The organism is Myxococcales bacterium (assembly GCA_012513515.1).
Taxonomy (GTDB): Bacteria; UBA10199; UBA10199; order 2-02-FULL-44-16; family JAAZCA01; genus JAAZCA01.
In genome coordinates this window covers 17,679-29,676 of sequence record JAAZCA010000001.1, presented here as the reverse complement: position 1 = coordinate 29,676, position 11,998 = coordinate 17,679, and the positions used below count along the sequence as shown (strand labels likewise).

The 11,998-nt window shown below is 47.9% G+C and carries 11 protein-coding genes and 1 pseudogene; 6 read left to right on the top strand and 6 right to left on the bottom strand.

Annotated features, from left to right (window positions below; translation table 11 throughout):
• The 5 genes and pseudogenes from GX659_00140 to dnaA form a co-directional block, all read right to left on the bottom strand.
• A pseudogene (locus GX659_00140) lies at window positions 1-125 on the bottom strand (IS256 family transposase).
• Between the two features lie 28 nt (window positions 126-153).
• The gene (gene gyrB / locus GX659_00135; protein ID NLD27201.1) at window positions 154-2,631 is read right to left on the bottom strand and encodes a DNA topoisomerase (ATP-hydrolyzing) subunit B; all 2,478 of its coding nucleotides are present in this window, start codon (window positions 2,629-2,631) and stop codon (window positions 154-156) included.
• A 70-nt stretch (window positions 2,632-2,701) separates the two neighbouring features.
• Window positions 2,702-3,847, bottom strand: a complete 1,146-nt coding sequence (recF, locus tag GX659_00130) for a DNA replication/repair protein RecF (protein NLD27200.1) — start codon at window positions 3,845-3,847, stop codon at window positions 2,702-2,704.
• Between the two features lie 16 nt (window positions 3,848-3,863).
• Window positions 3,864-4,976: a DNA polymerase III subunit beta gene (gene dnaN, locus GX659_00125; protein ID NLD27199.1), complete on the bottom strand. Its 1,113-nt coding sequence runs from the start codon at window positions 4,974-4,976 to the stop codon at window positions 3,864-3,866.
• A 244-nt stretch (window positions 4,977-5,220) separates the two neighbouring features.
• The gene (gene dnaA / locus GX659_00120) at window positions 5,221-6,564 is read right to left on the bottom strand and encodes a chromosomal replication initiator protein DnaA (protein NLD27198.1); all 1,344 of its coding nucleotides are present in this window, start codon (window positions 6,562-6,564) and stop codon (window positions 5,221-5,223) included.
• Window positions 6,565-6,870: 306 nt separating this feature from the next.
• Here dnaA and rpmH point away from each other — a divergent pair, with 306 nt between their 5' ends.
• The 6 genes from rpmH to GX659_00090 are packed head-to-tail and all read left to right on the top strand — an operon-like array spanning window position 6,871 to window position 10,249.
• Entirely contained in the window at window positions 6,871-7,017 is a 147-nt protein-coding gene (rpmH, locus tag GX659_00115) for a 50S ribosomal protein L34 (GenBank protein ID NLD27197.1), read from the top strand.
• Window positions 7,014-7,367, top strand: coding sequence for a ribonuclease P protein component (gene rnpA / locus GX659_00110; GenBank protein ID NLD27196.1), 354 nt, complete (start codon window positions 7,014-7,016; stop codon window positions 7,365-7,367). The genes rpmH and rnpA overlap by 4 nt, the downstream gene beginning before the upstream one ends.
• Window positions 7,368-7,376: 9 nt before the next feature.
• Entirely contained in the window at window positions 7,377-7,601 is a 225-nt protein-coding gene (gene yidD / locus GX659_00105) for a membrane protein insertion efficiency factor YidD (GenBank protein NLD27195.1), read from the top strand.
• An 11-nt stretch (window positions 7,602-7,612) separates the two neighbouring features.
• On the top strand, window positions 7,613-9,313 hold the full coding sequence (yidC, locus tag GX659_00100) for a membrane protein insertase YidC (GenBank protein ID NLD27194.1): 1,701 nt from the start codon (window positions 7,613-7,615) through the stop codon (window positions 9,311-9,313).
• A gap of 14 nt (window positions 9,314-9,327) precedes the next feature.
• Window positions 9,328-9,960, top strand: coding sequence for an energy-coupling factor ABC transporter permease (locus tag GX659_00095; protein ID NLD27193.1), 633 nt, complete (start codon window positions 9,328-9,330; stop codon window positions 9,958-9,960).
• Between the two features lies 1 nt (window position 9,961).
• Window positions 9,962-10,249, top strand: coding sequence for a hypothetical protein (locus GX659_00090; protein NLD27192.1), 288 nt, complete (start codon window positions 9,962-9,964; stop codon window positions 10,247-10,249).
• An 18-nt stretch (window positions 10,250-10,267) separates the two neighbouring features.
• Here the strand turns inward: GX659_00090 and gatE are convergent, their stop codons facing one another.
• A complete protein-coding gene (gene gatE / locus GX659_00085; protein NLD27191.1) occupies window positions 10,268-11,995 on the bottom strand; it encodes a Glu-tRNA(Gln) amidotransferase subunit GatE in 1,728 nt (575 codons plus the stop codon).
• Window positions 11,996-11,998 lie beyond the last annotated feature (3 nt).

Genomic DNA, 11,998 nt, shown 5'->3' with positions numbered 1-11,998 from the left:
GCGAATCTGTTCAGTGCGGGCTTCCAATTTCTTATCGGCATAGTCCATTTCTGAGATGCCCTATTAACAGCCAAATAGATTAACTTCAAGGCTGAATCGTCGCTCGGAAAAATTTTGCGATTTTTTACAGGCTCTTATTTTGAGTGTTATGTCTTAGATATCCAGGTTTCTGACATTGAGGGCATTGTTCTCAATGAATTCGCGGCGCGGCTCGACCTGGTCGCCCATCAGCACCGTAAATATGTCATCGGCTTCGACCGCATCGTCAACCTTCACCTGAAGTAAAGTTCTCAGCTCGGGGTCCAGTGTAGTTTCCCAAAGCTGTTCGGGATTCATCTCTCCAAGTCCCTTGTAGCGCTGAATGTCCTGTCCCTTTTGCCCTTCGGTTAAAATATACTCCTTCACCTCTTGAAGAGTATTGAATGAATACTTTTGTTCTTCGTGTTCTACGGAATACGGCGCCTTGCCTATCTCTATGAAGGAATTATCCAGTTTTTTTAGTTCAACCATTTCAGCCGATTCGAGCAACTCTACGCTGATACATGTCTTTCTTTCGAATCCTCCCAGGGTCGTTGTGTAAACGATGGATTTTGCATGATGCTCGTCGTCGTCGCAAAGCTCGACATGGAAATCGGAGATTTCGGGATATATCTCGTTGATGTATTTCGCTATTGCATCCATCTGGGCATCTATGCGCTTGGTTGGTCCTCTGAGAATGTCCGGAGAGAGAGAGCTGGCCTCTACGACGCTGTCGATGATCCTCGGGTCGCCGCGGCGCTTCATGAGCTTTAAAATAGAGGTATATCTCATAAGCTGGCGAGTGAGTTTTTCAAGCGCCTTGCCGGATATCGACTTTCCACTCCCCTTCGGTGAAAGTTTAATCCCTTCGGCTCCCAACTCCACTAGATAATCGTCCAGCGCCGCTTCATTTTTGAGATATCTCACACTCTTCCCCTTTTTCACCCTGTAAAGAGGGGGCTGCCCGATATACAGATATCCGTTTTCAATCACCTGGGGCATCTGGCGATAGAAAAAAGTGAGTAGAAGAGTTCGAATGTGGGCTCCGTCGACGTCAGCGTCGGCCAGAAGTATGATCCGATGATATCTGATCTTGGATATGTCGAAGTCCTTTTCTCCAACTCCGGTACCGAGAGCTGTGATTAACGTTCTAATTTCTTCAGAAGAGAGCATCTTGTCGAAGCGGGCCTTTTCGACATTCAAAATTTTGCCCTTGAGAGGAAGTATCGCCTGAAAACGACGGTCGCGCCCCTGTTTGGCGCTTCCTCCTGCGCTATCTCCCTCGACTATATAGATCTCGCAAACGGAAGGGTCGCGCTCTTGGCAATCTGCCAGCTTCCCTGGCAGCGTCCCCGCCTCGAGAGCGTTCTTTCTGCGAACAAGGTTCCTGGCCTGTCTCGCAGCCTCGCGCGCGCGTGCCGCATCGACGACCTTCTCGATTATTCTATTAGCTGTCGGCGTATTTCTCTCGAGAAAATCGCTGAAACGATCGTAGACTACCTGTTTGACCATCCCTTCCATCTCAGAGTTGCCGAGCTTGCCCTTGGTCTGCCCTTCAAACTGAGGATTAGGAAGTTTGACAGAAACTACGGCGCAGAGCCCTTCGCGGATATCCTCACCTTCAGGAGGCCTTTGCAGTTTTTTGAATTTATCGAATTTCTGCGCGTACTGATTGACGGTTCTTGTCAGCGCGGACTTGAAACCTGAAAGATGCGTGCCGCCATCCCTCGTGTTTATGTTGTTCGCAAATGAAAAAATTGTTTCCTGGTATCCCTGATTCCACTGCATGGCGACTTCAACTACTACGCCATCCTTTTCGACTTCGAAATATATGACATCCTTATGGAGCGGTTCTTTCTTCTTGTTGAGATATTCGACAAAACTCTGAATCCCGCCCGCATACTGAAACTCATGCTTCTTATCGCCTTCTCTTTCATCGGAGACAGTTATCTTCAACCCTTTGTTCAGAAAGGAAAGCTCTCGCAGCCGCTGGGAAAGGGTATCAAAGGAAGGCTCGATCGTTTCAAAAATTTCGGAGTCCGGTTTCCAGGTGACTCGAGTGCCAGTTCTATCGCTCGTTCCTATGACCGATAGCGGCGCGTCAGGTTTACCTCTTTTGTAGGTCTGACCATAGACCTTTCCATCCCTTCTAATTTCCAGCTTAAGCCATTCTGAAAGAGCGTTGACGCAAGAGACTCCAACGCCATGCAAACCGCCCGATACTTTATACGAGGAATTTTCAAATTTACCGCCGGCATGCAGCTTCGTGAGAACAACCTCCGCGGCCGAAACTCCCTCTATTTCATGCATATCGACGGGTATGCCGCGCCCATCGTCCTCAACGGTGACAGAGCCATCCAGATGGATGACGACATCCACGTTCTGGCAAAAACCTGCCAAAGATTCGTCCACCGAGTTATCCACTACCTCATATACAAGCTGGTGAATTCCGTTAATATTGGTCGAACCTATGTACATGGCAGGCCTGCGACGAACTGCGTCTAAGCCTTCCAAAACCTTGATCTTGGAAGCATCATAGGAAGCCCCCGGTTTGACAGCTGCTTCTTTGACGGTCGCGGACGACTTTTTTATTTTTTTTGCTTCACTGGCCATGGTTTCCCCTCTGAAAGGACGGAGATGAATATCATAATGGAAGTATTAAGTAAAGACGAAATCGGAAAGGCTATACAGCGCAAACATTGCTATTACTGCATTTGCCGTCTGATACCCTCCCAGACTCCACATAAAAAACATTTACATCTTCCGCATCCGGCAGGCGTATATCCTTCCTCGAAGTTGATGTTATAAAGACCTGAACATCGAGGTGTCTTAGATAGTTGAATAGAAAGGCGTTACGGCTTTCATCGAGCTCGCTTGCCACGTCATCTAGAAGCAGTACGGGCAATTCACCCGTTTCATTTTTGATAAAGTCGACCTCTGACATCTTAACGGCTAACATAAATGTTCTATGTTGGCCCTGGGAACCGTATTCCCTGACTGGCCTATCACCCATCATCGCTACCAGATCGTCGCGATGAGGCCCAACCAGCGTTAGACATCTTGCAAACTCGTCATCCTCCCTCTGGCTAAGCATTTCCTCCATTCGGCCTTCTATGATAGAAATGTCTTGTCCGATATTTTCGATTCCGCAATTTGGTTGATAGTGAAACCGTGCCTCGCCATCTCCTGACGCCATAGCGCTGTACTTGACCGGAATTAATTTATTCAACCGTGCTATCCACTTCGATCTTTCAAATGTAAGCCTTGCCCCAAGTTGAATCAACTGGCTATTCCAGGATGGAATGATTTTTTTAATTTCACATCGACTGAGAGACACCATCTGAAGCAGTTTATTTCTTTGCGCAATCACCTTCGTATATTTTTTAACGAGAGAGGAATGTGCTGGCGAAACCTGATTTATCAAAGTGTCTATATATTTTCGTCTCCCCGCTGGAGAGCCCCTCAACAACAATATTTCCTCAGGTGCAAATATAACTGCGTACAATCCTGTTTTAGATGAAAAGCGTGAATTTTTACTGTTCCTGATAAATTCTTTTTTAGTGCGGGTCATTGAAAATTTTAATTTATCATCTCCCGAAGAACGGGCGATTACCATATCAGCCGAAGCAGTTTCGCAGTCGATCCCGATCATATCCCTGAATTCTGAGCTCCTAAAAGATGTGCCAGACGAAAAAAGATAGATCGACTCTATTATATTAGTCTTTCCCTGCGCGTTTTTTCCAACGAGAAGATTGAACCTGGGATTTGGATGAAGTTCCAGATCGAAGGTATTTCTGAACCTGCACAACTTTAAATATTTTACGAACATCTCAACGCCCTTTTCTTCATAGGCGCATAGGCATTATCACATGAGTAAATCCGCTATCCTTTTCGCTTTGAAGCACGCATGGCGATGTCTCATCTCCGAGTTGCAGAACTGCTCTTTCATCTCCGATACTTCCGAGCGCATCTAGAACATATCTGGCGTTAAATCCGATTTCGAATGAATCTCCCTTGTAGTCAGCTGAAATTTCCTCGTGTGCCTCGCCCATATCAGGATTGGACGCGAAAATATCCAAATTTTTCGGTGAAAATGAAAATTTCACTCCACGCGTTCTATCGGTCGAAAGTACAGAAACCCTACGAAGCGCCTTAGCCAACCCATCCTTTTCAACGGAAACGACTCTTTTAATCTTTTTCGGCACAACTTGCTCGTAAGGAGGAAATTGTCCGTCGATCAACCTTATGACGAGCGTCATGTTATCCTTGTACGCTATTAGATGTTTAGCATCGATCCATAGCTCGATATTTGAATCACCGCTCTCGCAAAGCCTTTTTAACTCTGCAACCCCCTTCCTTGGAACTATAACTCCCTTCTGAAGATTCCAACCGGCCTTAAAACTCCTCTCAACTATAGAAAGTCTGTGTCCATCGGTTGCTACCATCCTTACTTTCTTATCGTCATTGGCACCTGCCTCGTCGATAAGTACTCCGTTTAGGTTATACCTCGTCTCATCTGTTGACATCGCGAATGACGTTTTATCCATCATCTCCCTGAGTAGTGAAGTTTCGACCTTTCTCGTCTCACCGGAACCCTTAACAGGAAGTGACGGAAACTCTTCCGCCGATAGCCCCACAATTCTAAAGTTGCTCTTATTACAAGCTATCTCTACCCAATTTCCGTCCACCACTTTCAGATTGATCGTATCTTCCGGCAATTCCTTGACGATATCGTATATACTTCTGGCATGGATAGCCACATTGCCTTCTTTAATAACATCTGCCTTGAAAATTCCATTAACCCCTACTTCAAGATCCGTTGCAGTGATGGAAAGATGTTTATTTCTTGCTTCAAATAAAACATTCGCCAAAATTGGCATCGTAGTTTTTCTTTCAACTATACTTTGGACAAGACTTAAACCTTTAAGAATTTCCGATCTGGATATTTTTATCTCCATAGCCTTCTCCTGGTTTTATTAATATAATTCAAAATCAGTAGTAGTAGTAGGTCCTGTTGATATGTTGATAAGTGATCAACACGGTTAAAAAATAAAAGTAAAAACATTCAACGATACATGTGTGTAAGTTTTGCAAAACAGCGTTTTATCAACATCTGGTTATGATTAGAACAGCCTTCGGCGCACTGTCAACATTTCATTCAGTAGCATTCACAGGTTTGTCCATAGGCGCTGTGGAAAATAATCAGTTGAGAATGGATTTTTCGATAATGCTGATTTCTCGTCGTAGATTTTGATCTTTTTCGAGCAACTGTTCGATTTTTTTACAGGCGTACATGACTGTAGTATGATCCTTCCCCCCAAATTTACCGCCGATCTCAGGAAAGGATGCTCGGACTAGCTTTTTACACAGGTACATTGCTATCTGCCTCGGATATGCGAGACTTTTTAAGCGTTTGGGAGATTTGAGATCGGAGACGTTGAGTTTATAGAAGCGGGCGACGGTTTTTTGGATGGCTTCTATCGAACAAGCTGATTCCCGCTCCTGAATGATGTTGCCAAGAACTTCCCTTGCAAAATCAACACTAAGGTCTGCACCTGCAAGGGAGGCGAAGGCGTTGAGGCGTATCAGCGAACCTTCTAGCTCTCGCACATTTGATACGATCGAGCTCGCCAGAAACATAGCAACGTCATCCGGGCATTTCATGCCGGCGGCTTCAGCCTTCTTTTTCAGAATTGCGATCCTGGTTTCCAGGTCTGGCGGGGCGATATCCGCTATCAAACCCCATTCGAATCTGGATTTCAGGCGTTCCTCAAGCCCCGGAATGTCGCGGGGCAGCTTGTCGCTCGTTACGACGATCTGCCTCTGTGATTCGTGTAGTGTATTGAATGTGTGAAAGAATTCTTCCTGAGTGCGCTCTTTCCCGCCTATAAACTGGACGTCATCGATGAGCAGCATATCGCAGTTTTCACGAAATTTTGCCCTGAATTCATTCATCTTTTCATATCGCAGGGAGTTGATGAGTTCGTTCATAAACCTCTCCGCGCTCATGTAGATCATCCGGGTGTGCGGTCTGGCGTTTAAAGCCTGTAGGCCGATGGCATGAAGCAGGTGGGTTTTACCAAGCCCCACTCCGCCATATATGAAGAGCGGATTGTAGTGACCGCCGGGGAGGTCGGCTACTGCCTTACAGGCGGCATGAGCGAACTGATTGGAATTCCCAACGACGAATTTTTCGAATGCGAATTTGGGGTTTAGCTGCTCGGTTGCTTTGCATTTCACCGGCTGAGCGTACTGTGGTGCGGCATCAGAGCTAGCAAGCGATTCGGCAGAGGCCTCCCTTTCGACCTGAGGAGCGATGGTAAATGATATTTTAATGGTCCTGCCTACGATATCCTTTAATTCCTCCATCAAGATGTCGCTGTAATAATCGTTTATCCAATCGGCGATGAATTTGTTGGGGACAGTCAGGCTGAATACATCACCGTCAAGGGAGCCGTCCGCTATTGGGGAAAACCAGGTGTTGTAGTTTAACTCGCTGATTTTTAACCGTATTTTGCTTTTAAGCTGTTCTAAAATTGAGTCCATTGCTTACCAATTCACATATTTATCCACACCTGTGGACAATTACATTATTTAGGAGACTAAACGACTGACAGAGATGATTCCTATTGCGAAGCCCCCATACATTGCAAGCTCAAAATTTGTTACCTTCCCCTGTGGATTAATTCCGAAAAAACACTGAAAAACGAAGGCTTGACTCCAATCGGGATTCATGGCTCTATGCGCCGAGTTTTTCTGCCGAGTCGGTCATTGTGTAAATATGTTCGGTCAGGGCGTCTAATTATCTGAATTTATTAATATAGTTAATATAATTGAGGAAGGGTCTAAGTCATGAAGAGGACGTATCAACCAAGCAAAAAAAAGAGAACTAACAAACACGGCTTCAGGAAGAGAATGAAAACTAAAGGCGGGCGCAAGGTGATCTCCAGCAGGCGCGCGAAAAAGAGAGCCAGCCTGTCGGTCAGCAGCGAGAAATGACATCCGATGACCGGAAAAAATTTTCACCAAAAGAGAGGATCAGGCGCGGCGACGACTTTAAAAAAGTCAGGTGCAGCGGGGTCAGGTCGCGCGGTCGCTTCGTGACGCTTTCTTTTCTGCCTGGAAATCTAAAAAAGCTCGGTCTCATCGCGACGAAAAAAAGCGGCGATGCCGTTTCTCGTAATCGACTCAAGCGGGTAGCCCGTGATTTTTTCAGGCTCAATAAAAAAGATTTTCCGAGCGGAGAGACCGTGGTTATCTTCGGGACTGACTCAGGCGAGATAGACAACATGGACATCAGAGACGATTTGTGGGCCGCGCTCGAGCGCCTAGTCGCCAGGATTTCGTAGGAATTTGACATGCGGAGATTTTTCATCTTTTTGATACGGTTATATCAGCTTCTTGCGGCTCCGATAATAGGGGCGCTTGGCGGAAGGTGCAGATTTCATCCGACCTGCTCCGAATACGCCGTGGAGGCCTTTGAGAATTTCAGAGCGCATCGGGCGTTTTGTCTGACGCTGAAGAGGCTTTCCAAGTGCGGTCCGTGGAATCCCGGCGGCCTTGATCACCCACCTTCAAAATAATGGGGGTTTAAATGAAGTCAGAGCATAGAATGGTTTTAGCTATCGTACTTGCCACGGCATTTTTTATCCTTTGGTACACCGTGTTAAATCCCAACAAAGAGGTTGCCAGGCAGGAGACGGCAGTCCAGCAGCAGGCGCCAGCAAGTGTTCAGGCTTCAACAGCTGCTCCTACCTCCGTTTCCTCTGAAGCCCCGGCTCCCTCTCCGGCGCAAATGGCCGAAGATGACCCGCAGACGGCTATCGAGGTCAGAACCTGGAAGATATCCAACGATCTAATCGAGGCGGAATTTACCAACGACGGCGGCGTTGCTACTTCTTGGAAAATGAAGAAATACAACGCGACCATCGATAAAAACAGCCCGTTGATCGACCTTTCTTCGAGCGCGTCGGAGGTCATCCCGGCCTTCGCGCTTTCATTTGTCGATGCTGATATCTTTTTCCCTAAAAACCCCAGGTACGAGATGATATCCGCGGATGACTCTCATGTTTCGTTCAGGTGGCGCTCTGCCGAGATTGAAATTTTAAAGACGATCGAGCTTGTCAAAGGTACCTATCAAGCCGACGTTTCCATTGAGATGAAAAACCTCACATCCAGACCTCTCAGGCTAAAGCCCAAGATGGCATGGGGGAGCAGGTACCTTCCTATGAAATCCGGAGGTTTTTTGGGACTTGGAAGGCAGCAGCCTGTCGAAGCCATGAGCCCGGTTTATTTTATGAATGGGAAAGCCCACCGCGAAAGCGATATCGCCAAACTGGGGCTTATGAAAAAAGAGACGGGCTCCCTTCTCTGGTCGGCGCTGGAAGGAAGATATTTCATAGCATCGATCATTCCAAGGATTCAGGGAGAGGAGCTCTCATCGGAAAGCGGAGTCATAAAAAGTGCCGATGGGAGCGGGGCTGTAGCCTCTCTTTGGACCTCCGCAGTGCTGCCGGAGAAGATAATCCCGGCTGGCGATATCGGGAAGTCGCTCTTTTCGACCTATGCAGGGCCGAAGGATCTGGAACTGCTCAAGGGGGTTGGTGTCGAAATGGACAAGGCGATAGACTACGGCTGGTTTACAATAATTGCGATTCCGATCGTATATTTACTCCAGTTTTTTCACGAGATAATCAACAACTACGGCATCGCGATCATCATGCTGACGATTTTTGTGAAGCTGCTGCTGCATCCGATCAACGCTAAATCTCTCAAGTCGATGAAAGAGATGCAGAGGGTTCAGCCGCAGCTCAAAGAGCTTCAGAAAAAATTCAAGGATGACAAACAGAGGCTCAATCAGGAAACGATGGCGCTGTTCAAGGCGCACAAAGTAAACCCGATGGGAGGGTGCCTTCCGATGCTGGCGCAGTTTCCTATCTACATCGCTCTTTACAAGGTGCTTTGGAATTCCATCGAACTGTTTCGCGCCCCTTTCTTCTGGTTTTATAAAGATCTCTCTGCTCCCGATCCGTACTACATAATGCCGATACTGCTAGGTCTTTTCATGGCCGCACAACAGTTGCTTACCCCATCAGCATCGGCCGATCCTGCTCAGAAGAAGATGATGATGATTATGCCGATCATGTTCTGTATCTTCATGTTGTTTCTGCCGGTGGGTCTGGTGCTCTACATCCTTGTCAACACCGTCATGAGCGTTACTCAGCAGTGGCTCTATAACAAGGGGATAAGGATGAGGGATCTCATACGCGGCAAATGGCAGCCAGCTGCCTCTTGATGGAGGGGAGGGAAATGCACATCCCGGACGGATTTTTAAGCATACCGGTAAGCGTGGTTTCATACGCGACTTCTGCAATAGGAGTCGGCGCCTCGATTCGCTCTCTCAAGAAAAACATGGCGGACAGGATGATCCCAACTATGGGAGCGCTGGCTGCGTTTATCTTTGCTGCACAGATGTTCAATTTTCCAGTAGCGGGAGGAACATCCGGTCACCTTATGGGAGGATTCCTGGCGGCAGTTCTCGTCGGACCGATGGCCGCTACGATAATAATTTCGGTCGTTCTTATAGTTCAGTGCCTTCTCTTTCAGGATGGAGGGTTGCTCGCGCTCGGCGCCAACATGCTCAACATGGCTCTTTTTGCTACATGGGGAGGCTGGGCTATCTACAGATCGCTTAGCGCTTTGTCCGGGCGCGGGTTTCGCTGGGCAGCGATTTTTATCGGCGCATGGTCCTCTATGGTTATTGCTTCCGCCGCTTGCGCGATAGAGCTCGCAGCCTCCGGTACTATAGCCGCTAGAATTGTCATGCCTGCCATGATAGGGGTGCATGCGATTATAGGGATAGGTGAAGGGCTGATCACAGCGCTTGTCGTCTCTTTCGTCGAAAGAGTTGGAGTGCAGAAGGTGTGCTCGGGGAGACCGTGATATGGATGAGAAAAGAATCGTCCTGATATTCGTTATTAGCGCTGTAGTAATCGCTTTTGCCGCTGCCTACGCTTCGTCGCATCCGGACGGGCTTGAATGGGTTGCCGAAAAGATGGGTTTTATCGGCAACTCCTCCGAAGCTATTTTGAAGGCGCCGATGCCGGACTATGAAATACCATGTGTGAAGGGAGCTTACTGGTCGACTTTACTTGCGGGGATTCTCGGAGCCAGCATCACCGGCGCGGTATTTTTTCTGACTGGGATTTTTTGCAGGAAGAAATCGAACTAGGAACCTCTTTATCCTAACCTAGACCTCAGCTTTCACCGCTACCAGATCATCCGCCAGCTCGGCTATCGTTCGTTCAGGATAGGCCGCAGCATTTATGATGAGATTTTCGAAATGCTTCGCTTGAATTTTTTTCGAGTGGCACTGTTCTATCAGTTCCGTCCATCTAGTATTTTTCATGGCGGACAGGTCTATCCCCTGCCGTTGCAGGCTTCTTGCAGCCTGTCCAAGAATTCTTCCGACGAGCTTCATATTCTTTCCGGCTTTGTGGAGATGGTCGATCAGTGCGACTTTGTCCGACAGGGCTAGGAACTCTATAGAGTCCGTAGGAATCCCGTAGGACGCCAGCCTTGTTTCAACTTCATATGTTGCTTCGGGCAGGTCCTCTTTTATTTTCGCGACGTGTTCCGGAGTTATTCTGATTGGCGGGTGATCGGTATCGGGATACATCCTGTCTGCGCCTGGCAGAATCCTTTCAAAATCGGTGAGTCCTTCCCGCATGTGCTGCCTGGTTTCATGTGGCACTCCCTCGATCGCATCGAGAATCCTGTTCTTGATTTCAGTCGTCGCCGTTATGGTGTCTGCCTCAGGCCCCCAGGCGATTATGCCAACATCCTCTTCCTTCAGATTCAGTGCAAGGCGTATGACCCTTCTGTCGATGTGGCTGCGCTGATATTCAGGGTAATTGTCGGTATGATAGATGTTTGGGATTCCATCGAGGCAGGCGATAACCCTCACCCTTCCTGATAATTCTGATGAAAACATCCTGCCGGGTTGCGTCGGATGATTCAGTATTCCCGCAAGCCTGTTGAGCCTTATTCCTCTAATCCTGTGGCCGCTCTCGATGGCCTGTTTCAGATGAGGCGAACAGGTGGATTTCAAATCCTCGGTGAGATCGCTCTCCCAGGTTTCAAGATTTTCAGCGGTTATCTTTCTGCGCCTTAGTTCGTCGCGTATTTCAAGCAGGGCTTTCTGCCGCATAGCCTCTGTGGCGGTCAAGGCGGGTATGAGCTGATATCTTGGAACCCCCTTGATTTCCACCCGCGAACCACCCTTGATAGAGACATTTACATCCTGTCTTACAGATCCGATCCCGCGGCGGACTTTGCCGGTTGCGCGCAGAAGTCTTCCTATGTGTTTGACTGCCCTTCCGGCCTCTTCGGGCGTTTCGAAGCAGGGTTCGGTAACCACCTCTATCAGCGGCATGCCCAATCTGTCTGTTCTAAATTTTATTTGGTGACCCGTATCTTGAACCTCTCGACAGGAGTCCTCCTCAATGGAGATCTGACGCACTCCGATATTTTTTCCTTCGAATGGGATGCTCCCGTTTATGCCGATGATCGCCGTTCGTTGAAATCCAGTCGGTATCGATCCGTCGAGATATTGTTTTCTCACGATGTGTATTTCATCGACTATGGAACATCCGACGAGAAGTGCGATTTCAATTGCGATGTCTAGCGCCTCGCGGTTGATCGGAAAAGGCGGAGTGTCGTCCATGTCGTACGTGCAGACAGAGTTTTTATTCAGGAGGTAGATTATTTCTTTTTTAGTTTTGAACTCCATCAAGGCGCAGGCATCGTAGACTCCCATTTCAGAGAGTGTCGGCCTCATATGGCGCAGCACCTCGGCATGATGACGGTCGCTGTAGAGGCCGGCAGGACAGCGGCAGAAAAGCTTTTTTTGGGTCAGCAGCTGTTGATGGACTTCAACGCCGCACATGAATCCTAATTTTTTGAGCCCTTCCGTCATCGC

What these genes read in the sequence shown, in the direction of transcription:
- gyrB (NLD27201.1), bottom strand. Translation starts at nt 2,631, where the DNA reads ATGGCCAGTGAAGCAAAAAAAATAAAAAAGTCGTCCGCGACCGTCAAA.
- recF (NLD27200.1), bottom strand. Translation starts at nt 3,847, where the DNA reads ATGTTCGTAAAATATTTAAAGTTGTGCAGGTTCAGAAATACCTTCGAT.
- dnaN (NLD27199.1), bottom strand. Translation starts at nt 4,976, where the DNA reads ATGGAGATAAAAATATCCAGATCGGAAATTCTTAAAGGTTTAAGTCTT.
- dnaA (NLD27198.1), bottom strand. Translation starts at nt 6,564, where the DNA reads ATGGACTCAATTTTAGAACAGCTTAAAAGCAAAATACGGTTAAAAATC.
- rpmH (NLD27197.1), top strand. Translation starts at nt 6,871, where the DNA reads ATGAAGAGGACGTATCAACCAAGCAAAAAAAAGAGAACTAACAAACAC.
- rnpA (NLD27196.1), top strand. Translation starts at nt 7,014, where the DNA reads ATGACATCCGATGACCGGAAAAAATTTTCACCAAAAGAGAGGATCAGG.
- yidD (NLD27195.1), top strand. Translation starts at nt 7,377, where the DNA reads ATGCGGAGATTTTTCATCTTTTTGATACGGTTATATCAGCTTCTTGCG.
- yidC (NLD27194.1), top strand. Translation starts at nt 7,613, where the DNA reads ATGAAGTCAGAGCATAGAATGGTTTTAGCTATCGTACTTGCCACGGCA.
- GX659_00095 (NLD27193.1), top strand. Translation starts at nt 9,328, where the DNA reads ATGCACATCCCGGACGGATTTTTAAGCATACCGGTAAGCGTGGTTTCA.
- GX659_00090 (NLD27192.1), top strand. Translation starts at nt 9,962, where the DNA reads ATGGATGAGAAAAGAATCGTCCTGATATTCGTTATTAGCGCTGTAGTA.
- gatE (NLD27191.1), bottom strand. Translation starts at nt 11,995, where the DNA reads ATGACGGAAGGGCTCAAAAAATTAGGATTCATGTGCGGCGTTGAAGTC.